The organism is Neorhizobium sp. DAR64860/K0K1 (assembly GCF_050500205.1).
GTDB lineage: Bacteria > Pseudomonadota > Alphaproteobacteria > Rhizobiales > Rhizobiaceae > Neorhizobium > Neorhizobium soli.
On record NZ_CP191459.1, the window covers coordinates 3,027,935 to 3,049,105 of the forward strand.

At 61.5% G+C, this 21,171-nt stretch carries 22 protein-coding genes and 1 pseudogene; 14 read left to right on the top strand and 9 right to left on the bottom strand.

Annotated elements, in window-relative coordinates; genetic code table 11:
- The first annotated feature begins 34 nt into the window (after positions 1-34).
- On the top strand, positions 35-907 hold the full coding sequence (locus ACQY1J_RS19210) for a LysR family transcriptional regulator (protein ID WP_209902936.1): 873 nt from the start codon (positions 35-37) through the stop codon (positions 905-907).
- Between the two features lie 9 nt (positions 908-916).
- Here ACQY1J_RS19210 and ACQY1J_RS19215 read toward each other — a convergent pair.
- Positions 917-1,279, bottom strand: a pseudogene (locus tag ACQY1J_RS19215) (glyoxalase superfamily protein); the annotation flags it as partial.
- A 146-nt stretch (positions 1,280-1,425) separates the two neighbouring features.
- Here ACQY1J_RS19215 and coaBC point away from each other — a divergent pair.
- On the top strand, positions 1,426-2,631 hold the full coding sequence (gene coaBC / locus ACQY1J_RS19220) for a bifunctional phosphopantothenoylcysteine decarboxylase/phosphopantothenate--cysteine ligase CoaBC (RefSeq protein ID WP_430252006.1): 1,206 nt from the start codon (positions 1,426-1,428) through the stop codon (positions 2,629-2,631).
- Positions 2,632-2,634: 3 nt separating this feature from the next.
- Here the strand turns inward: coaBC and ACQY1J_RS19225 are convergent, their stop codons facing one another.
- Entirely contained in the window at positions 2,635-3,453 is an 819-nt protein-coding gene (locus ACQY1J_RS19225; protein WP_062454047.1) for a class II glutamine amidotransferase, read from the bottom strand.
- Positions 3,454-3,645: 192 nt separating this feature from the next.
- Here ACQY1J_RS19225 and otsB point away from each other — a divergent pair, with 192 nt between their 5' ends.
- The 4 genes from otsB to ACQY1J_RS19245 all read left to right on the top strand — a co-directional run bounded on the left by otsB (position 3,646) and on the right by ACQY1J_RS19245 (position 7,584).
- On the top strand, positions 3,646-4,443 hold the full coding sequence (gene otsB, locus ACQY1J_RS19230) for a trehalose-phosphatase (RefSeq protein ID WP_430250586.1): 798 nt from the start codon (positions 3,646-3,648) through the stop codon (positions 4,441-4,443).
- A 35-nt stretch (positions 4,444-4,478) separates the two neighbouring features.
- Entirely contained in the window at positions 4,479-5,858 is a 1,380-nt protein-coding gene (gene otsA / locus ACQY1J_RS19235; RefSeq protein ID WP_062454049.1) for an alpha,alpha-trehalose-phosphate synthase (UDP-forming), read from the top strand.
- A 153-nt stretch (positions 5,859-6,011) separates the two neighbouring features.
- Positions 6,012-6,950, top strand: coding sequence for a threonine/serine dehydratase (locus ACQY1J_RS19240; RefSeq protein WP_430250587.1), 939 nt, complete (start codon positions 6,012-6,014; stop codon positions 6,948-6,950).
- A gap of 49 nt (positions 6,951-6,999) precedes the next feature.
- On the top strand, positions 7,000-7,584 hold the full coding sequence (locus ACQY1J_RS19245; protein ID WP_430250588.1) for an IMPACT family protein: 585 nt from the start codon (positions 7,000-7,002) through the stop codon (positions 7,582-7,584).
- 2 nt (positions 7,585-7,586) lie between these two features.
- Here the strand turns inward: ACQY1J_RS19245 and ACQY1J_RS19250 are convergent, their stop codons facing one another.
- Complete coding sequence (locus tag ACQY1J_RS19250) at positions 7,587-9,167, bottom strand: peptide chain release factor 3 (protein ID WP_209902927.1); 1,581 nt, start codon at positions 9,165-9,167, stop codon at positions 7,587-7,589.
- A 90-nt stretch (positions 9,168-9,257) separates the two neighbouring features.
- Between ACQY1J_RS19250 and dut the strand changes: the two genes are divergently transcribed.
- Positions 9,258-9,728, top strand: a complete 471-nt coding sequence (dut, locus tag ACQY1J_RS19255; protein WP_430250589.1) for a dUTP diphosphatase — start codon at positions 9,258-9,260, stop codon at positions 9,726-9,728.
- Positions 9,729-9,761: 33 nt separating this feature from the next.
- Here dut and ACQY1J_RS19260 read toward each other — a convergent pair whose 3' ends face one another.
- The 4 genes from ACQY1J_RS19260 to rsmI form a co-directional block, all read right to left on the bottom strand.
- On the bottom strand, positions 9,762-11,294 hold the full coding sequence (locus ACQY1J_RS19260) for a YifB family Mg chelatase-like AAA ATPase (protein ID WP_430250590.1): 1,533 nt from the start codon (positions 11,292-11,294) through the stop codon (positions 9,762-9,764).
- Positions 11,295-11,467: 173 nt separating this feature from the next.
- The gene (gene gshB / locus ACQY1J_RS19265; RefSeq protein ID WP_062578789.1) at positions 11,468-12,418 is read right to left on the bottom strand and encodes a glutathione synthase; all 951 of its coding nucleotides are present in this window, start codon (positions 12,416-12,418) and stop codon (positions 11,468-11,470) included.
- A gap of 111 nt (positions 12,419-12,529) precedes the next feature.
- The gene (locus ACQY1J_RS19270; protein ID WP_062454055.1) at positions 12,530-12,901 is read right to left on the bottom strand and encodes a YraN family protein; all 372 of its coding nucleotides are present in this window, start codon (positions 12,899-12,901) and stop codon (positions 12,530-12,532) included.
- A gap of 9 nt (positions 12,902-12,910) precedes the next feature.
- Positions 12,911-13,852, bottom strand: coding sequence for a 16S rRNA (cytidine(1402)-2'-O)-methyltransferase (rsmI, locus tag ACQY1J_RS19275; protein WP_062578787.1), 942 nt, complete (start codon positions 13,850-13,852; stop codon positions 12,911-12,913).
- Between the two features lie 262 nt (positions 13,853-14,114).
- On the opposite strand from rsmI, the gene dnaN reads away from it, so the two are divergent.
- The 4 genes from dnaN (at position 14,115) to pyrF (ending at position 17,255) form a co-directional block, all read left to right on the top strand.
- A complete protein-coding gene (dnaN, locus tag ACQY1J_RS19280; RefSeq protein ID WP_430250591.1) occupies positions 14,115-15,233 on the top strand; it encodes a DNA polymerase III subunit beta in 1,119 nt (372 codons plus the stop codon).
- Positions 15,234-15,356: 123 nt separating this feature from the next.
- Entirely contained in the window at positions 15,357-15,950 is a 594-nt protein-coding gene (gene pmtA / locus ACQY1J_RS19285; protein WP_430250592.1) for a phospholipid N-methyltransferase PmtA, read from the top strand.
- Between the two features lie 19 nt (positions 15,951-15,969).
- Entirely contained in the window at positions 15,970-16,557 is a 588-nt protein-coding gene (locus ACQY1J_RS19290) for a histidine phosphatase family protein (RefSeq protein ID WP_430250593.1), read from the top strand.
- Positions 16,558-16,562: 5 nt separating this feature from the next.
- Positions 16,563-17,255, top strand: a complete 693-nt coding sequence (gene pyrF / locus ACQY1J_RS19295; RefSeq protein WP_430250594.1) for an orotidine-5'-phosphate decarboxylase — start codon at positions 16,563-16,565, stop codon at positions 17,253-17,255.
- A gap of 24 nt (positions 17,256-17,279) precedes the next feature.
- On the opposite strand, the gene ACQY1J_RS19300 is transcribed toward pyrF, so the two are convergent.
- Positions 17,280-18,350, bottom strand: coding sequence for a NosD domain-containing protein (locus ACQY1J_RS19300; RefSeq protein ID WP_430250595.1), 1,071 nt, complete (start codon positions 18,348-18,350; stop codon positions 17,280-17,282).
- Positions 18,351-18,407: 57 nt separating this feature from the next.
- Between ACQY1J_RS19300 and ACQY1J_RS19305 the strand changes: the two genes are divergently transcribed.
- The 3 genes from ACQY1J_RS19305 to ACQY1J_RS19315 all read left to right on the top strand — a co-directional run bounded on the left by ACQY1J_RS19305 (position 18,408) and on the right by ACQY1J_RS19315 (position 20,158).
- Positions 18,408-18,695 carry a DUF1330 domain-containing protein gene (locus tag ACQY1J_RS19305; RefSeq protein WP_062454062.1) on the top strand — a complete coding sequence of 96 codons (288 nt, stop codon included), beginning with the start codon at positions 18,408-18,410 and terminating at the stop codon, positions 18,693-18,695.
- Between the two features lie 113 nt (positions 18,696-18,808).
- Positions 18,809-19,789, top strand: a complete 981-nt coding sequence (locus ACQY1J_RS19310) for a complex I NDUFA9 subunit family protein (RefSeq protein ID WP_192078126.1) — start codon at positions 18,809-18,811, stop codon at positions 19,787-19,789.
- 216 nt (positions 19,790-20,005) lie between these two features.
- On the top strand, positions 20,006-20,158 hold the full coding sequence (locus ACQY1J_RS19315) for a hypothetical protein (protein ID WP_092663810.1): 153 nt from the start codon (positions 20,006-20,008) through the stop codon (positions 20,156-20,158).
- A 70-nt stretch (positions 20,159-20,228) separates the two neighbouring features.
- Here ACQY1J_RS19315 and ACQY1J_RS19320 read toward each other — a convergent pair whose 3' ends face one another.
- Complete coding sequence (locus tag ACQY1J_RS19320) at positions 20,229-21,035, bottom strand: undecaprenyl-diphosphate phosphatase (RefSeq protein ID WP_062578775.1); 807 nt, start codon at positions 21,033-21,035, stop codon at positions 20,229-20,231.
- Positions 21,036-21,171 lie beyond the last annotated feature (136 nt).

Consider the following 21,171-nt stretch of genomic DNA (forward strand, 5'->3'; position numbering starts at 1 on the left):
GCGCAGGCATTCTCGATAGGTTTTACAGATACCGATGGAACTGAGGCATATCCGCTATTTCCTCGCCGTCGCCGAGGAGCAGAATTTCACGCGGGCTGCGGCACGGCTTGGTATCGGCCAGCCGCCGCTCAGCCAGCAGATCCGCGATCTCGAAACCGAGATCGGTGCAGCGCTTTTTCACCGGGTGCCGCATGGTGCGGAATTGACTGCGGCTGGCGAAGCATTTCTGCCCGAGGCGCGGGCCTCGCTTGCGGCAGCAGAGGCTGCGAAACTTTCTGCCCGGCGTGCCGCGCGCGGCGAGACAGGCAAGCTGGCGCTGGGCTTTACCGCGTCTGCCGCCTTCAACCCGGTCGTAACCGGCGCTATCCGCCGCTTCCGGAGCGAGTGGCCGGGCGCTGCGCTGTCGCTTGCGGAAATGAACAGCAACTGGCTGATCGAGAAACTGGAACGCGGTGAGATCGACGCTGCTTTCATCCGTCCAGGCTTGGAAGACCCGAAGGCGGTGCGGCTGAAACGTCTGGCGGACGAGCCGATGCTGATCGCACTGCCGGCGAACCATGAGCTTGCGACCTTACGGACCGTGCCGATCGCAGCGCTTGCAGGAGAGCCCTTCGTGCTGTTTCCGCGCACGGTGGGTCTCAGCCTGTTCGACGATATCCTCAGCGCCTGCCGCGATGCGGGGTTCGAGCTCAACGTCACCCAGGAAGCGCCGCAGATCCCGTCCGTGGTCAATCTGGTTGCCGCAGGGCTGGGCGTCTCGATCGTCCCGGGCTCCATCACGAAGATCGCCATCGAGGGCGTCGTGTACCGGCCGATCGAGGGGCCGGGACCGGTGGCGCGACTGGGGATCGCCGTCATGAAGGCACAGCGTTCCCCGATCGCGCTCAACCTGTTCGAACTGGTCTAGGCTGACCGGTTAGCCCTTGATCTCGCGTTCGCAGAAGGTGATGCGGTTGCTGAACGGATCCGTCACCGAAACCTCCAGACCCCAGGGCGCCTGGTGCAGCCCCGGCCGCATATGGGCGTAGTCCTTGGCATTGAGTTCCCTGTGGAGCGCTGCAGCACCGGTGATGGGGACAAACACGCGGGCACCCGGCGAGGCATCGCCCGCATGTTCGGACAGATGCATCAGCATGCCGCTGCGCGATATCTGGCAATAGAGCGGTGCGTCGGGAGCGAACCGATGCTCCCAGTCGACGGTGAAGCTTAAGAACCCGCAATAGAACTCCATCGCCTTGCCGACGTCGAAAATGCGGAAGATCGGGATGGCAGGCTGGATCAGGGTCTGGCTTGAGGCAGGTTCGACCGACTTGAAATCATTCATTGCGACCGCCGTTCATGGGAGTTTCACCACTCTTGCTGAAGGATGATTGCATGTTCAAGAACAAAACCCTAGCTTCCGGTCACTTCGAAAGCGGGCGGGCTATGGAACTCAAAGACAAGCGTATCCTTCTCATCATCTCCGGCGGCATCGCGGCCTACAAGAGCCTCGACCTGATCCGGCGGCTGCGCGAACGCGGGGCCTCGGTGCGGCCGGTCATGACCAGGGCCGCCCAGGAATTCGTGACGCCGCTTGCCGTCGGGGCACTGTCGGGCGGGCATGTCTACACGGAGATTTTTTCGCGCGAGGATGAGCAGGATGTCGGCCATATCCGGCTGGCGCGCGACGCGGACCTCGTGATCGTCGCACCCGCAAGTGCCGACCTGATGGCGAAGATGGCCCACGGAATGGCGGACGACCTGGCAAGCGCCGTGCTTCTTGCGACCGATCTGCCCGTGCTGGTGGCGCCTGCCATGAACCCGAAAATGTGGGCGGCTCCTCCGACGAAACGCAATGCCGAGACACTGAAGGCTGATGGCATCCATGTGATCGGGCCGATGGTTGGCGAGATGGCTGAGAGCAACGAGGCCGGCGCCGGCCGGATGGCAGAACCGTTGCAAATCGCTGCCGCGGCGATTGCGCTGCTTGATGCTTCGCCGAAACCGCTGGCCGGCAAGACCGCCATCGTGACCTCCGGCCCCACCCATGAGCCGATCGATCCGGTGCGCTACATCGCCAACCGCTCATCCGGCCGTCAGGGCCATGCGATTGCTGCGGCGCTGGCGAAACTCGGTGCCGATGTGACACTCGTTTCAGGCCCGGTGACAATCCCCGATCCCGATGGCGTCACGACGCTGCATGTGGAAACGGCGGCCGAGATGCTCGAGGCCGTGACAAGCCGTCTCCCCGCCGATATCGCCGTCATGGTGGCGGCCGTCGCCGACTGGCGGGTCGCTTCCTCCGCCGACCAGAAGATCAAGAAAATGCCGGGCGAAGCACCGGCTCCGCTGATGCTGACCGAAAACCCCGACATCCTTAAAACGGTCGGGCATCACGACAAGCGCCCCACGCTTGTCGTCGGTTTCGCTGCCGAGACGCAGAATGTGGAAGAGAACGGGCGATCGAAGCTTCAGCGAAAGGGTGCGGACCTGATCGTCGCAAACGACGTCTCTCCTCAGACCGGCGTCATGGGCGGCATGCGCAATCAGGTGAAGATTATCTCCGAGACCGCGATCGAGGCGTGGCCGGATCTTGGCAAGGACGAGGTTGCGATGCGGCTGGCCGAGCTGATAGCGGCCCGCCTCGGATAAGCATCATGCAGCCTTCGACAGCGCCTGCGGCTGGAAGAGCAGTGCCTGCATGCCATCCGGGCAGACCTTGACGGCGCTGCCATCTGGAATTTCCACCCAGGTATCGGCCTCGTCGTTCAAAGGTTCCGACACCAGGCAGTAACCGGTCTTTGATCCATCCGCATCCGACCCCTTGCCTGTCATCGGTGCGGCATAAAGTGTCGGTGGCTTGTGATCCGTGGCATATCGCACCGCATAAAGCTGGCGGCCGTTGGAAAAGCATGCGGTGAAGCGCACGAGTGCCGTGCCAAGCCGTTCCATCGAGATGTCTTCGACGGCGGCGATCGCCTTTTCCATCGCACCCAAGGGATCGGTATCCATGCCGAATTGCAGCGCCAGCAGGAAGAGAAGTTCGGAATCAGTCGATCCGGTCCGGGCCGAGAACAGTTCGTCCGATAACAGGCTTTCGAGCGGCCGGCGGATCGCTTCGAAGCTCGCGACCTGGCCATTGTGCATGAAGGACCAGTGGCCGTGGACGAAGGGGTGACAGTTGTCGCGCCGTGTTGCGCCCGTCGTTGCGGCGCGGACATGGGCAAGAAACAGTGGTGAGCGGATCTGCCGTGCGATACTGCGCAGATTGCAGTCGGACCAGGCCGGAAGGATGTCCCTGTAGCGGCCGGGCTCTGGCCTGTCGCCATACCAGGCGATGCCGAAACCATCGCCATTGGTGGCGGTCTTTGCGCGTGTGGCACAGTGGGATTGCTCGATCAGGGAATGGGCGGGCGAAGAGACCAGTTCTTCCAGATAAAGCGGTTCGCCCCGATAAGCTGCCCAACGACACATTTGTCTTTCTGCTCCACTCTGTCTGCTTGCAACGCACACAACCGCCGAAAATCAAGCGTCTCGAAATAGGGTTAATGAAACATGAATTACCGGCCGAGATGACAGTTTTGTGGCCCCTTCCCCATCACGTTTTGCAACGCAATGTTGCCTCAGCCTGTTGTCGCGGCGGCTTCAAAGCCTAAATGAAGCTGCATGGTTGATGATACAAAATCGAGCGCGGACGCGCATGCCGGCACATCTGACGGCACCGACATTCTGCACGAAGTGCTGAACCAGCCCGCCAAATGGGCGGTTTTCTTCGATATCGACGGCACGCTGATCGACATCGCGGATACGCCTGATGGTATCGTCGTGCCTGACGATCTGGCCGAGAATCTGACCCGGCTTTCCGCGAAACTGAGCGGTGCCATGGCGCTGGTGACGGGTCGGGCTCTGCCCTACGCCGATCAGCTGTTCAAGCCGCATATCTTTCCGATTGCCGGCCTGCACGGGGCGGAAAGACGATCGATGTCGGGAGCGATCGAGCGGGTAACGCCAGGTCCTGATTTCGAGGCGCTGAAAGCAAGCCTTGCCGAGGAAGCAACAGCCTGGCCGGGCGTTCTTGTCGAGGACAAGGGTCTCGCCGTGGCTGCCCACTACCGACAGGCGCCGACATTCAAGGGGCAAGTCGAGGCGGCGATGGAACGCTACCGCGAGCGGGCAGGATCCGACTTCACGCTGCAGCGGGGCAAGATGGTGGTGGAAATCCGCCCTGCCCGCGCCAGCAAGGGCGATGCGCTACGGGCTTTTCTCAGCGAAGAGCCATTTGCCGGCCGGTTGCCGATCGCGATCGGTGACGATGTAACCGATGAAGCGATGTTCAGGGTTGCCAACAAGCTGGGCGGCCACTCGATCCGTATTTCCGATATAGCGGCCGACACCGTCGCGTCGGCAACATTGGGATCGGCCGCCGAACTGCGCGCGCTGATCGCCAAGCTTGCCGCAGCCTGAACTGATTTGAGAATGCATTTTCGAAAGGAAATATCGTGAGCCGTCTAGTGGTCGTATCGAACCGCGTCACCGTTCCGGACAAGACCGGTGCGGCACCTGCCGGCGGCCTTGCCGTAGCCCTGCAGGCAGCCCTTGAGGAACGCGGCGGCATCTGGATGGGTTGGTCCGGCAATTCCAGCGGCAACGAGGAACCCGGCCCGCTTGAGATGCAGGAGCATGGCGCGATCACCTATGCGCTGACCGATCTCACCGACACCGACGTCGAGGAATATTACCACGGCTTTGCCAACCGGGTGCTCTGGCCGATCTGCCACTACCGGATGGACTTGGCCGAATACGGTCGCAAGGAAATGGCCGGCTATTTCCGGGTGAACCGCTTCTTTGCGCAGAAGCTTGCGCCGCTTCTGAAGGAAGACGACATCATCTGGGTGCATGACTACCACCTGATCCCGCTGGCAGCCGAACTTCGCCAGATGGGCTTCAAGAACAAGATCGGCTTCTTCCTGCATATCCCGTGGCCACCAGCCGACGTGCTGTTCACCATGCCGGTTCATGAGCAGATCATGCGCGGTCTTTCGCAGTATGACCTGGTCGGTTTCCAGACGGATTTCGATCTGGACAATTTTGGCGGCGGGCTGGTGCGCGAAGGGATCGGCGAGCGGATCGACGGCGGCAAGAAGTTCTCGACCTTCGGGCGCACCTTCAAGGGCGGCGCCTATTCGATCTCGATCGAGACCGAGATCTTTTCCAAATTCGCGATCAAGGCCGAAAAGAACGCGATGGTGCGCAAGGCGCGCCAGAGCGTAGAGGGCAAGGACCTCATCATCGGCGTCGACCGCCTGGATTATTCCAAGGGCATTACACAGCGTATCGACGCCTTCGAGCAGTTTGTCGCCACCAATCCGGATCACCACAACAAGGTGACCTATCTGCAGATCACGCCGAAATCCCGGTCCGAAGTGCCTGAGTACGAGCAGATGCAGCGCATGGTCGCCGAACAGGCTGGCCGCGTGAACGGGGCGATCGGCACAGTGGACTGGGTGCCAATCCGCTACATCAACAGATCGGTACCGCGCCCGGTTCTTGCCGGGCTCTACCGGCTGGCGAAGATCGGCCTCGTGACGCCGCTGCGCGACGGGATGAACCTTGTCGCCAAGGAATATGTGGCGGCGCAGGATCCGGAAGATCCGGGCGTGCTGGTGCTTTCACGCTTTGCCGGAGCGGCCCGCGAGCTGCGCGGCGCGCTTCTGGTCAACCCTTACGACATCGAGGGAACGGCGCATGCCATCGCGCGTGGGCTCAGCATGCCGCTCGACGAGCGCAAGCAGCGCTGGCAGATGATGATGGACCACCTGCTGACCTACGACATCAATCGCTGGTGCGACGACTTCCTCAAGGACCTTATCGAGGACTGAGTATCCGCTGGAGCCGCCCCGCAATGCCGGGCGGCTTCAACTTACCTCGAGCGAGGCGGATTGACCGGCCGCCGCCAATGCGCTGAATAGATCCCATTGCCTTTTCATCATTTCGCGACCTGCGGATTGATGCCAATTCATTTCGAGGTCTTCATGCCGGTCGCAGTCACAGCAGAACATATTGCCGAAGCCGAAACCCTGATCCGTCCGCATATCCGCCGCACCCCGACGATGCGGGTAGACATGCAGGATTTCGGGGCCGAACCATGCCAAGTCGATCTCAAGCTCGAGCAGTTGCAGCATTCCGGTTCGTTCAAGGTCCGCGGCGCTTTCACCAATCTTCTTGGCCGGGAGGTGCAGGCGGCAGGCGTGGTAGCAGCATCGGGCGGCAATCACGGTGCAGCCGTTGCCTACGCGGCCCGCAAACTCGGTGTTCCCGCGCATATCTTCGTGCCAAGCGTCGCCTCCAAGGCAAAGATAGATCTCATCCGCTCCTACGGCGCAGAGCTTGTAATCGGCGGCGACCGCTATGCGGATGCGCTGGCCGCAAGCGAGAAGTATGTCGTGCAGACCGGGGCGATGGCAGTGCATGCGTTCGACCAGCAGGAAACGCTGGCGGGACAAGGCACGCTCGGCAAGGAAATCGAAGAAGACCTGCCGCATATTACGACGTTGCTGGTCGCCGTCGGCGGCGGCGGGCTGATCGGCGGTATCGCATCCTGGATGCGTGGCCGGGTCAAGATCGTCGCCGTGGAATCCGACCGCGCGCCAACGCTTTACGACGCCTTCAAGGCAGGCCGCCCCGTGGATGCGCCGGCCGGCGGTATCGCGGCCGACTCGCTTGCGCCAAGGCAGGTGGGGCAGCTGATGTTCCCGGTGGCACAGGCATTCATCGAGCCGCCGGTCCTCGTGACCGACGAGGACATTCTGAACGCCCAGAAGGCGCTCTGGTCCGGCGCACGGCTGGTGACCGAGCCGGGTGGTGCGGCAGCGTTTGCGGCGATACTTTCGGGCAAATACCGTCCACAACCGGGTGAGCGCATCTGCGTGCTGGTCTGCGGATCGAACACGACGGCCGTCGATTTCGGTTGAGCGTGCGCCACACTTCCCTTCGGGATGCGGCAGCGATAATGCTGAGACCATGTTTCAGCTAGAACAGCCGGCCACATTCGAGCAGGTCATCAAGAAAAGCCGTTTTCTGGCGATCGCGCTGCCCGTCGCGAGCGAGGGGGAAGCGAAAGACGCCATTGCTGGGCATAGCGTTGCCGATGCCACTCACAACTGCTGGGCCTGGCGGATTGGATCAGCCTATCGCTTTTCCGATGACGGCGAGCCGAGCGGGACGGCGGGCAAGCCGATCCTTGCCGCCATGGACGGCCAGTCGCTGGACAAGGCTGTCGTCATCGTGACCCGCTGGTTTGGCGGCATTCTGCTCGGTAGCGGTGGTCTGGTGCGCGCCTATGGCGGCACGGCTGCCGCCTGCCTGAGAGCGGGCCCGCTCATCGAATTCAAGCCTTCGGTGCAGGGTGCCGTCAGCATCGAGTTTTCCGACCTCGCAAGAACGAAGGCCAGGCTGCAGTCGATCGAGGATGTGAAGATCACCGAGGAAGCGTTCACAGAGACAGGTGCCGAGCTGCGAATCCAGATACCGGAAGCCGAGCAGGACGTCATTTCAAGGCTGATCTCCGACCTCACCAGCGGCAGGTCGGAGCTATCGCTCGATTGAAATCACGCCGCCTTGGCGACGTGATATTCCTTGATGGCGACCATCTTGATCGCCGGGAAGCGTTCGGACTCGTAGCGCAGCGAAAACGAGTCCTGCGCCAGGAAAACCGGATCGCCGTCGAGATCGCGGGCGATATCGCCGCGCTTGACGGTGAGAAACTTCTCAAGCTCCGCCGGCTGATCCGACGAGATCCAGCGGCATACCGAGAAGCGGGACATTTCGAACGAGACCGGCAGCGTATATTCCCCCAACAGCCGCTCTTTGAGAACGTCGAGCTGCAGCGCGCCGACGACGCCGACGATGGCGGGCGAACCGTCTTCCGGCGAAAACAGCTGCACGACGCCCTCTTCCGCCATCTGCTGCAGGGCTTCCTTCAGCTTCTTCGCCTTCATCGCATCTTCCAGACGGACGCGGCGAAGGATTTCCGGCGAGAAGTTCGGGACGCCCTGGAAGACGAGATTTTCGCCTTCCGTCAGCGTGTCGCCGATACGAAGCGTGCCGTGGTTGGGGATGCCGACGACATCACCGGCAAAGGCGGTATCGGCGATGTGACGCTGAGAGGCGAAGAAGAACTGCGGCGCCGTGAGGCCCATCTGCTTGCCGGTGCGGGCAAGCCTTGCCTTCATGCCACGCTCCAGCTTGCCTGAGCAGATGCGCGCAAAGGCGATACGGTCGCGGTGGTTCGGATCCATGTTGGCCTGGATCTTGAAGACGAAGGCCGTCATCTTGTCTTCGCTTGCATGCACGGTGCGGATATCGGCGACCTGGTCACGCGGCGGCGGAGCAAAATCGGCCAGTGCCGTGATCAGATCCCGGACGCCGAGATTGCGCAGCGCCGAGCCGAAGAAGACCGGCGTCAGGTGACCCTCGAGAAAGGCCTTTCTGTCAAACGGGCGGCAGGCTTCCCGCGCCAGTTCGACTTCCTCGACGAAGGCCGCGCGTTCGTTTTCCGGCAGGCGGTCGGCGACGGCCTGCGGTCCGTTGACCGAGATCGCGTCCTCGCTGTCTGGACCACGCACCCGGTTATCGGCCAGGTGGTAGGTTCCGCAGAAGCTCTTGGAACGACCGATCGGCCAGGTGATGGGGGCCGTATCCAGCGCCAGCTTTTCCTCGACCTCGTCGAGAACCTCGAAAATGTCGCGGCTTTCGCGGTCCATCTTGTTGATGAAGGTGATGATCGGAATGTCGCGCATGCGGCAGACTTCAAACAGCTTCAGCGTCCGCGGCTCGATGCCCTTGGCGGCATCGATGACCATGATCGCCGCATCCACAGCCGTCAGCGTGCGATAGGTATCGTCCGCGAAGTCTTCGTGGCCGGGCGTATCGAGAATGTTGAAGACCTTGTCGGCATATTCGAACGTCATCACCGACGTCACGACCGAGATGCCGCGTTCGCGTTCGATCTTCATCCAGTCGGACCGCGTCTGGATGCGATCCTTCTTGGCCTTGACCTCACCGGCGAGCTGGATGGCGCCCCCGAACAGAAGCAGCTTTTCCGTCAGCGTTGTCTTGCCCGCGTCCGGATGCGCAATAATCGCGAATGTGCGGCGGCGGGAGACCGCCTCTGCAATGGTTTCGGCCATCTTTTATATCCTGTGAATTGCCGCGGTATCTAGCGACTAAAGCCCGCCATTGCAATTGACCTGCCGCGCTGCGGCGCAAAGTAATGAGCAATGACCATTCAAGCCCCCTCCTCACCCGCCCTCAATGTCCTGCGTCTGCCGCACGGGCAGAACCTGGATCTGCCCGCCTACGAGACATCAGGTGCTGCCGGCATGGACCTGCGCGCCGCCGTGACCGATGGCGAGCCGTTGACGATCGCACCCGGCAAGCGCGCCCTTGTGCCGACCGGCCTCGTGTTCGAGATCCCCTCCGGGTTCGAGGTCCAGATCCGCCCGCGTTCGGGGCTGGCGTTTAAGAACGGCATCACCTGCCTCAACACGCCCGGCACGATCGACAGCGATTACCGGGGCGAAGTGAAGGTTTTGCTGATCAATCTGGGCGACGAGGATTTCGTCATTACCCGCGGCATGCGGATTGCGCAGATGGTAGTCGCGCCCGTGACCCAGGCGCAGATCGTCGAAGTGACCGAGGCAAGTTCGACGGCACGCGGCGCCGGCGGGTTCGGATCCACCGGCGTCTGAAGTTCGTCAGAACCCCGTGACGTCTAAGGTCAATCATGCGGATACGGTGGGCCGCTCCCCGGCCATCCGATACGAGATCGCCTCGGCGAGGTGAATTCTGCCGATACCGTCCTTCTCGTCGAGATCGGCCAGCGTCCGCGCCACCCGCAAGACCCGATGATAGCCGCGGGCGGAGAATTTGAGCTTTTCTGCCGCGTCGCGCAACAATTGCAGCCCGCCCGGATCGAGCTCGGCGAATTTCTCGATCATGGCGGTGGAACACCGCGCGTTGGTGAGAACCGTGTACTGGCCCTCGCCTTCAAAACGCTCTCTCTGCCTGTCGCGAGCGGCCGCCACCCGCCTTGCCACACCGGCACTCTGCTCTGCTGGCGCCGGGCGGATTAGATCGCTTGCCGAGACAGCAGGCACATCGATACGGATATCGATGCGGTCCATGAGCGGGCCGGAGATACGCGCCTGATAATCCGAAGCGCAGCGCGGACCTCGGGCGCAGCTATGCCCCGGTTGGCCCGCCATACCGCAGCGGCACGGGTTCATCGCAGCGACAAGCTGGATGCTGGCCGGATAGGAGACCCGGTGGTTGGCCCGGGCGATGACGCATTCGCCAGTCTCCAGCGGCTGGCGAAGCGCATCGAGAACCTGGGGCGAGAATTCCGGAAACTCGTCGAGAAAGAGGATGCCGTGATGCGCGAGTGAGGCTTCTCCGGGCCTCGCGCGCAGACCGCCGCCGACCAGTGCCGCCATCGTGGCGGAATGGTGAGGCATGCGATAGGGCCGCCGATCCGACAGCTTTCCGCCCGAAAGCTGGCCGGCGATGGAGTGGATCATCGAGACTTCGAGCAGTTCGGTGGCCGATAGCGGCGGCAATATCGATGGAAGCCGGGCGGCGAGCATCGATTTTCCCGAACCGGGCGGACCGACCATCAAGAGGTTATGGCCGCCGGCAGCCGCGACTTCGAGCGCGCGTTTGGCGCTTTCCTGGCCCTTGATATCGACAAGGTCAGGCAGATTGGCGGGCGGTGCGCGCACGGCCGGTTGAGGGCGCGACATGACCTGCGTGCCGCGGAAATGGTTGGCAAGCGCGATCAGGCTGCGGGGGGCCAAGATATCGACGCCGGGGCCTGCCCAGGCCGCTTCCGCGCCACTCTCTGCCGGGCAGATCAGCCCCTTTCCGATTGCGTTGGCGCTGATGGCTGCCGGAAGCGCACCGGCGACGGCTGCAAGCGTTCCATCGAGATTCAATTCGCCGATCACGACATAATCGGCGAGCATATCGGCGGGCACGGCACCGAGCGCCGCCATCAGGCCCAATGCGATCGCGAGGTCGAAATGGCTGCCTTCCTTGGGCAGGTCCGCCGGGGCGAGATTGACCGTGACCTTCTTGGGCGGCATGGCGAGGCCGGAGGCGTGCAAGGCTGCCTGCACCCGCTCGCGGCTTTCGGCCACTGCCTTGTCCGGCAGCCCGACGATATGCATGCCGAGCTTGCCAGGGCCGATCATGACCTGCACATCGACCGGAATGCCTTCAATGCCCTGAAATGCTACCGTTCTGATACGCGCGACCATTCCGACCCGCCCACATGCGCAAGCTAAGGTGGGGATATTCCCGCCTACCGTGCTACAGGTTGAAAGCTTGCACGATTGCTGGCGAATTTCAAGAACAGGCAGTGAACAATTTCGCGCATGAGACGAAGACAGCGTGCATCAGGTTGCATAACGAGAACAGATGTGAACGGTTATCAGTTCTGCTTGGCGTCGATTGCATCCCACATGAGGCTCGCGACGTCAGCACCGCCGAACTTCTTCACTTCGCGGATGCCCGTCGGAGATGTGACGTTGATCTCGGTCATGTAATCGCCGATCACGTCGATGCCGACAAAGATGAAGCCGCGCTCGCGCAGAGCCGGCCCGATACGGGCGCAGATTTCCTTTTCGCGCGGCGTGATATCGGTCGCCTCGGCACGGCCGCCGACATGCATGTTGGAGCGGCTGTCGGTTTCCGAGGGCACGCGGTTGATCGCGCCGACCGGTTCGCCGTCAACGAGAAGAATGCGTTTGTCGCCCTTGCGCACTGCCGGAAGGTAGGCCTGCGCGATATAGGGTTCGCCGCGATACATCTGGCCGAACATTTCCAGAAGCGAGGTAAAGTTGCGATCATCGCGGGCGGAATGAAACACGCCGGCACCGCCATTGCCGTAAAGCGGCTTCAGGATGATGTCGCCGAGCTCATGGCGGAACTTGGCGATCTCCGCCGGGTCGCGGGAGATCAGTGTCGGCGGCATCAGGTCGGCGAACTCGGTAACGAAGATCTTTTCCGGCGAGTTGCGCACCCAGGCCGGGTCATTGACCACGAGCGTCTTCGGATGGATGCGCTCCAGAAGATGGGTGGATGTAATGTAGCCCATGTCGAAGGGCGGATCCTGGCGAAGCTGCACGACATCCATCGTCGACAGATCGGTCGGCTGCTTTTCCCCAAGGGTAAAGTGATCGCCCTTGATGTCGCGCACCTGCAGCGGCTCGAGAGCTGCAAAGATGCGTCCGTCGCGCATCGTCAGGCGGTCGGGCGTATAGTGGAACAGCTCGTAACCGCGCGATTGCGCTTCGAGCGCCATGGCGAATGTGGAATCGCCGGCAATGTTGATGCCGGAAATGTGGTCCATCTGAAATGCGACCTTGCGAATTTTCGCCATGACTTCAGCCCCCTAGGATTGGCCCGCCTGATGTAGGACGACGAACCCCGAAAGGCAACCTTGGCCCGGATAATCAGCAGGACCGACGATGGGGCCTGCGCTGCCAGAGGCCTAGAACGCATCCTGGAAATGGCGCGGAAACCTTCCCGGCAGGACGGCGATGATGTCGTATCGCTGCGATAACCCGGATACGTCCTTGCGTTTCTGCAGCCAGAGATCGCTCGCGGCCCGGATCCGTTTCTGAGATGCGAAGGAGACGGCGTCGAGCGCCTGCATCTCGGATCGTCTAGCCTTCACCTCGACAAAGACCACGAGATCGCGCTTGCGGGCGATGAGATCGATCTCGCCCAGTTTCGTGCGGTGGCGAAGGGCGAGGATGCGATAGCCTTTCAGCAGGAGATAGGCAGCAGCGACATATTCCGAGACATGGCCGCGGCGCTCTGCCTTGCGACGTCTGGCGCCGATCTCATCCCGTTGTGCCATCGCGATCCATCAGGTCCCGTTCTTCATGGCGATCAGGCGCTGATAGAGATCCTTGCGCGGCAGGCCGGTGATCCTTGCCGCTTCAGTCGCAGCCTTTGCGGTCGGATGCGTTTTGGAAAGGTCCTGCAGGATGGCATCGACCTCCACCTCGCCCGGCGCCTCTTCAGGTGCTGGAGGTTCGATCAGAAGGACGATCTCGCCCTTGACGTTGTGGCCGTCACCGTAATGGGCGGCAAGCTCGGCCAGCGTGCCCCGGCGAAACTCCTCGTAGGTCTTGGTGAGTTCCCGGCAGACGCAGGCAAGCCGGCTGCCGCCGAGCACATCGGCTGCAGAAACGAGCGTGTGGGCAATGCGATGGGGAGATTCAAACAGGATCAGCGTTGCCGGGATCTTTGAAAGTTCCGCAAGCCGGTCGCGGCGGGCTTTATCCTTGGAAGACAGAAAACCGACGAACAGGAAAGCATCCGACGGCATGCCGGAACCGACGAGGGCCGCAAGCGGGGCAGATGCGCCGGGGATGGGCACGACACGATAACCCGCATCGATCGCCATCTGGCCGAGCCGATAGCCGGGATCCGACACCAGCGGCGTGCCCGCATCGGAAACCAGCGCCACGGACTTGCCGGCTTCGAGTGCCGCAATCAGCTTCGGCCCGGCCTCGTTGGCATTGTGCTCATGATAGGAATAGGGGCGATTGACGATGCCGTAGCGATCGAGGAGCACGCGGGTGACCCTTGTGTCCTCGCAGGCGAGCACATCGGCGCCGGACAGGGTTTCGAGCGCGCGCAGCGTGATATCGCCGAGATTGCCGATCGGGGTTGCGACGAGATAGAGCGCCGGCTCGATGGGGCGGGAAGCGATAAACGTGTTGCCGACGCGATAGCCGCGCTGTCCCTTGACGGGTTCGGCGGCGATTTCGGTGGATTGCTCTGAAGATTGGTCGAGGGTCATCGCCTGTTATGGTCGAGGCCGCAGGCTTCGGCAAGCAGAGGCCGGCGATGTTTTGCGCGTCCGGTTTCGCCGCGTTGCGTTTTCTGTGTGCAAGTGCGGTATGAACAAGCAATTCAAATGGCGCAGGGTCCGTTCTGCTCTTGCTTTCGCATCCGAATGTCTGCCATTTTGCCCGTCCACATGTTCCGGCTGCGCAATGGCCGGCAGAGAATATCAGGTGGTCCGCCAAGCCGGATCGCCACGGTCGAAAGCGATAGTGTCCATGCGTATTACTCTTGAGCGCTCCAATCTCTTGAAGTCGCTGAATCACGTGCACCGCGTCGTGGAACGGCGCAACACGATTCCGATCCTGTCCAACATCCTGCTGCGCGCGTCCGACGCGAGCCTGGACATGAAGGCGACGGACCTTGATCTGGAAGTGACGGAATCGACACCGGCCATGGTGGAACAGGCCGGCGCCACGACCGTGCCGGCGCATCTGCTTTATGAAATCGTCCGCAAGCTGCCGGACGGATCTGAAGTGCTGCTTGCCACCAGCGCCGACGGCGCGACGATGACCGTGCAGTCCGGCCGTTCGAAATTCTCGCTGCAGTGCCTGCCGGAAACGGACTTCCCGGATCTCACAGCCGGCAGCTTCAGCCATACGTTCAAGATGAAGGCGACCGATCTCAAGATGCTGATCGATCGCACCCAGTTTGCGATCTCGAACGAAGAGACACGCTATTATCTGAACGGCATCTTCTTCCACACGATCGAGGCCGGTGGCGACCTGAAGCTGCGCGCCGTCGCAACCGACGGCCATCGTCTCGCCCGCGCAGACCTGAAGGCGCCTTCGGGCTCTGAAGGCATGCCCGGCATCATCGTGCCGCGCAAGACCGTGGGCGAGTTGCAGAAGCTGGTCGATGATCCGGAAGCATTCGTGACGGTGGAAGTCTCGGACGCCAAAATCCGCCTCTCGATCGGCGGCATCGTCATGACGTCGAAGCTGATCGACGGCACATTCCCCGATTACCAGCGCGTCATCCCGACCGGCAACGACAAGGAAATGCGCGTCGACTGCCAGAGCTTTACCAAGGCCGTGGACCGCGTCTCGACGATCTCTTCCGAGCGCGGACGTGCCGTGAAGCTGTCGCTGTCCGAAGGGCAGCTGATGCTGACGGTCAACAACCCGGATTCCGGCAGCGCCACGGAAGAAGTGGCTGTCGGCTACGAATACGACGCGATGGAAATCGGCTTCAACGCCAAATACCTGCTCGACATCACCGCCCAGCTTTCCGGCGACGACGCGATCTTCATGCTGGCGGATGCGGGGTCACCGACGCTGGTACGTGATACCGCAGGCGACGATGCGCTCTATGTGCTGATGCCGATGCGCGTATAGCATCTTACCAGGCGGCTCGGTTAACCCCAGCCGCCTTTTTTGTGCCGTATTCCGCCTGCGACATTTCATCTTGTTTTTGCGGCAAATCGGTTCACATTGGCTGAAACTGGAGGGGACGACCTGATGGAACTGCGTTTGAAGGAACGGCTTGGCCGGAAGTTTGACGAGGAGATCCGTTTCTTCAAGGGATGGATCGACGGTCCAAAACAGGTCGGAGCCATCATCCCCACATCCTCAGTCACTGCCAAGCGGATGGCGAGCATCATCGACACAACTTCCGGCCTGCCTGTTCTCGAGCTTGGGCCCGGCACCGGCGTCATCACAAAGGCGATCCTGAAAACCGGCATCGAGCCGCAGAACCTCGTTTCGATCGAGTATTCGACCGATTTCTACCAGCATCTGATGCGGACGTTCGAAGGCGTGCATTTCATCCATGGCGACGCGTTCGATCTGGATCGCACACTCGACACGCTGAAACATCAGAAATTCGACTGCGTGATCTGCGCCATTCCGATGCTGAGCTTTCCGATGGAACGCCGCATCGAACTTCTGGAAGATCTTCTCGACCGCGTCCCGCCGGGACGCCCGGTGATGCAGATCACCTACAGCCCAGTTTCGCCTATTATCGCCAAGCCAGAGCGCTACAAGATCAAGCACTATGACTTCGTGGTGCGCAACATACCGCCGGCGCAGCTATGGACATATACGCGCGCTTAGCGTCCGGACCTTCTCCGACATGACATTTGGGATTTACATCACGCATCCGCAGGTCCGGATCGACCCCAACGTGCCGGTGCCGCAATGGGGCCTGTCCGATACGGGTCGTCTGCGCGCCGAACAGGCGGCGACATCCGGCTGGGTATCCAAGCTCGGGCGCATCGTCTCGAGCGACGAGACAAAGGCAATCGAGACCGCCGACATCCTGGCCGCGGCCGTCGGTCTCAAGACGGAAATCATCGATAGCCTGCACGAGAACGATCGCACGGCGACAGGCTTTCTGGCGCCGCCGGATTTCGAGGCGGCAGCGGACTGGTTTTTCGCCAACCCGACCGAGAGCTTCAAAGGCTGGGAGCGCGCCGCGGATGCGCAGGCGCGGATCATGTCTGTGGTCGAATCCGTTCTGGCGGAGCACGATCCCGCGGTGCCGATCGCCTTTGTCGGTCATGGCGGCGTCGGCACGCTTCTGAAATGTCACCTGAAACGATCGGCCATATCCCGCACGGAAGATCAGCCGGGTGGCGGTGGCAATCTGTTTGCCTTCACCCTTGCGGATCGCGCCGTCACATGCGACTGGACCCCGATCGAAACATGGAAGGGAGACTGACAGACATGCAAGCGCGTGACAGGCTGATTGTGGGCCTTGATATCCCGACCGTGTCCGAAGCGGAAAAGATGGTGGCAACGCTTGGCGACACCGTCTCTTTCTACAAGATCGGCTACCAGCTGGCCTTTGCCGGTGGGTTGGAGTTTGCCCGCGAGCTTGCAGAGGATGGCAAGCAGATCTTTCTCGACATGAAACTGCTCGATATCGACAACACGGTCGCCAAAGCTGTCGAGAACATTGCCAAGATGGGCATGACCATGTTGACGCTGCATGCCTATCCGAAGGCAATGCGCGCCGCGGTCGAAGCAGCAAAGGGCTCCGATCTTTGCCTGCTCGGCGTTACCGTGCTGACCTCGATGGATGCGGCCGATATGATCGAAGCCGGCTATGCGCAGACACCGGGCGAGCTGGTGGCACGCCGCGCCGAACAGGCGCGTGCGGCCGGCATGGGCGGCATCGTCTGCTCGGCCGAGGAATCGGCCGCCGTCCGGGCGATCGTCGGAGCCGACATGGCGGTCGTTACCCCCGGCATCCGTCCGGCCGGCTCCGATGCCGGCGACCAGAAACGTGTCGTGACACCCTTCGATGCCCTGAAGTCAGGCTCCAGCCACCTAGTCGTTGCCCGCCCGATCGTCCAGGCAGCCGACCCGAAGGCGGCCGCGCAGGCTATCCTCGCGGAGATGCAGGCGGCGCTCTGACCTGCAGACGACGCTTGATCCGGATCAGCGGTTGTCCGAGACGACATTGTTCATGTCGCTGTTGAGGACGAAGGTGGCGACGCCGCCCGACAGGCGGTTGCCGGTGACCCGGTTGTTCTGCGCGTAATCGAGCGGGCTGGCTCCGCTGCCAAACGACGCCGTTGGCCGTGTCATGCAATATTTGCGCACGCCTTGCCGGCTGCCGAGCCAGACCGCCGGCATGGCAAGCCAGTCCTTGTAGCGGAAGCTGTTGTCGGAGATGACGTTGCGCTGCGGCGCCTGGTGGCGGATCGTGCCGCCCTCGCCGCAATTGCGGTACAGAAACACGCCGCCCTTGACCGGGTTCACGAACGTGTTTTTTTCGATGAGATTTTCCGCAGATCCGTCGATGGCGATGATCTCGCGCTGGCTGGCTGATGTTTCAAACGTATTGCCGATGACGCGGTTTCTGGCCGATTCCGCATCCAGGTAAATAACGGCCGAGACCGTCTTGCCGGTAAAGCGCGAGTTTTCGACAATGACGTTGGTGACGCCAGGCGCGAGATAGACCGGCGTGCCGACATTGGCGATGAAGCGGTTTTGTGACAGCACGATATCGCTTGGCGCAATCGACTGCGCTCGCTGTGTATGGCCCGGCGTGAGTGAGGATTCCCTGACCTTCTCGGCCTCTCCGCTGTGACCGAGGCCTTCGATGCGGATATCACCCTTGATTGTGCAGTTGCGGATATGGATGTCGCGGGGCGTATCCCAGCTGCCGTCCTTGCGTTGAACCGAACGGATCACGATCGTGCGGGCCTTGGGCTTGGTGCCATCAAGCGTCGCGCCGTTGCAGTCCATAGTCGTCCCAGACGCGCGACTGCCGGAAAACGCGATCGGCACGGTGATGACGGCATTCTTCTGAAGGGTGAGATCGCAATCGATTTCGATCGGGCGCGTGGCCGCTTCGGCGGGCGAGCGGAGCTGTTCCAGCGTATCGGCGCTGCAGGATGCCGCGCTTGCCGTAGGCGCGCCAAGAAGCATGAACGGCACGAGATAAGGGAGCGCCCAATAGGCGTTGCGCGCTGCAATCCGGCCGCGTTGTCCGGTCTTTATCATGTTGACTCCCCGCCAGATTTGCTCGAATCGAATATGCCCAATCGAGGAGAGGTTATTATGGCAAAAGGTTACTGGATTGCTCGGGTCGATGTTCGCGACGCCGAGCGATACAAGGACTACGTCGCTGCGGCAAAACCGGCGTTTGAGGAATACGGCGCCAATTTCCTTGCTCGTGGCGGCGCGATGACCGAACTGGAGGGCGCTGCCCGCGGTCGCAATGTGGTGATCGAGTTCCCGTCGATGCAGGCTGCAGTCGATTGCTACAACTCGCCGGCATACCAGATCGCTGCAAAAATCCGCCAGGAAGCGGCCGATGCCGAAATGGTTGTGGTCGAGGGCGTCTGATATCGCTCGCTGACAGCGACAACCGGTTGCGGAAACACTTCCACCGTCGCCCGGATTCGGCTAAACAGCATTCCATATTTCGTCGTCCCTTCTTCAGGCTCCCGGAGCTTATCATGACCATCAACAATCTACCGCCTCTCGTCACCGTCTTCGGGGGATCCGGCTTCGTCGGCAGACAGGTGGTTCGCACGCTTGCCAAGCGCGGCTACCGCGTTCGCGTCGCGGTGCGTCGCCCGGATCTTGCCGGCTTTCTTCTGCCCGCCGGCTATGTCGGCCAGATCTCGCTGGTGCAGGCGAACCTGCGCTACCGCGATTCCGTGCTGCGAGCCGTCGAAGGCTCCGCGCATGTGGTCAACTGCATCGGCATCCTGTTTGAAAGCGGCCGCAACACGTTCGACGGCGTGCAGGATATCGGCGTGAAGACGCTGGTCGAAGCCGTCAAGGCTGCCGGCGCGAAGCTGACCCATGTTTCGGCCATCGGTGCCGATGTCAATTCCGCTTCGAGCTATGCCCGCAGCAAGGGCCGCGCTGAGGCGACGATCCAAGCCGCACTGCCGGATGCGGTGATCCTGCGTCCTTCAGTGGTTTTCGGTGCTGACGACAGCTTCTTCAACCGGTTCGCCTCGATGGCACGGACGTTCCCGTTCCTACCGCTGATTGGTGGTGGCCATACGAAACTGCAGCCGGTCTTCGTGGAAGACGTGGCGGAAACCGTGGGACGCTCCGTCGACGGCTCCATTCCGTCCGGCAAGATCTACGAGCTGGGTGGCGGCGAAGTAATGACGATGCGCGACTGCATGGAAACGGTCATGCGTGTGACCGCCCGCAAGAAGCCGCTTCTCTCTCTGCCTTTCGGCGTGGCCTCCATGATCGGCAGCGTTGCCTCGATGGTGCCCCTGATCACCCCGCCGGTCACGGCGGACCAGGTGGAACTCCTGAAACGGGACAATGTGGTTTCGGACGCTGCGGAAAAAGACGGCCGCACGCTTGCGGGTATCGGCATCACTCCGACCCTGGCCACCTCCGTTCTTGCGTCCTATCTCGTGCGCTACCGGCCGCAGGGCCAGTACACGGGCTCCGGCAAGGCCGCCTGATTTCAATATCATAGATCCTTACCGGATCCTTGACGACGTGCTCTCCGGGGCGCGTCGTTTTTTTTGAGCGCAGGTGCCGAAAGCTCTGTGGCGCAAAGGTCGCAGTTATTGGCCGTCTTGCGTTAACGGGCAGTTTAGCAAAAACGTTTATTGAATATCAGCCACACGGCCCGTAGACCCACACACAGATATTTCCCTTCTGAAAGGCGCATTTGCATGGGCAAACCCATCGCCCTCTTTTTCGTATGTGCAGCACTTGTGATCCTTGCAGGATCGTTCATGGCTCCTGAAACCGGAGCCGCCGGCAAGCTCGATTGCGCGCCTGCTTATGGCGTCGATCCCTGCAGCACTGCATCCATCCGTTACTGAAGCAGTGATTGAACGACCCATATGACAAAGGCGGCCGGTGGCCGCCTTTGTCTTTTTCGGGTAGCGGCCTTCAGGCCCCGAGCAACAAGGCAACAAGGCCGATGGCGCCGACTGCGATACGCCAGTAGGCGAAAGGCGCGTAGCCGCGGCTCGATATGAAATTGAGCAGCGAGCGCACGACAAACACTGCCGTCACGAAGGCTGCCAGAAAGCCGACCACGATGACCGCGCTGTCGTCGAAGGAGAGCAGCGCACGGTTCTTGACGAGATCGAGCGTGAAGGCGCCGACCATTGTCGGCATCGCGAGGAAGAACGAGAACTCCGCGGCCGAACGCTTGTCCGCGCCAAGCAGAAGCGCGCCGACGATGGTGGCGCCGGAGCGCGACGTACCTGGGATCATCGCGAGGCACTGACAGAAGCCGATCTTGATCGCCAGCGACAGTGGATAGTCCATCACGTCATGGTATTTCGGCTCGAACTTCATGCGATCGACGGCAAGCAGGATAAAGCCACCGACGATCAGCATGACGCAGATCAACATCGGCGTTTCAAACAGGACCGTCTTGATGAAATCATGCGCGATCGCGCCGATCACGGCGGCCGGGAGAAAACCCGCCAGTATGGTCAGAACGAAACGGCGCGACTGGACACTGGTCGGCAGCGAGACGGCGATCGAGATCAGCCTTTGCGCATAGACCAGGAGAATGGCCAGTATGGCGCCGAGCTGGATCAGGACCGCAAACGTATTCCCCGGAGAATTGAAACCGAGAAAATGGCCGGCGAGCAGCACATGTGCGGTGGATGAAACGGGCAAAAATTCCGTGAGCCCCTCGATAATACCGAGTACGAGGGCGCTGATAATGGGCTGATCCACCATTCTTAGTCCTTTGCTATGCGATAGAGGTGGTTTTTAATCGTTTCTTAGCGGTTTGTGGCCCCTGCTTGTACTGGCCCTACCAAATCCATATAGCTGGCATATGTCAGGCGGGCGCCCGAAGCAGCCGCTTTCCTAT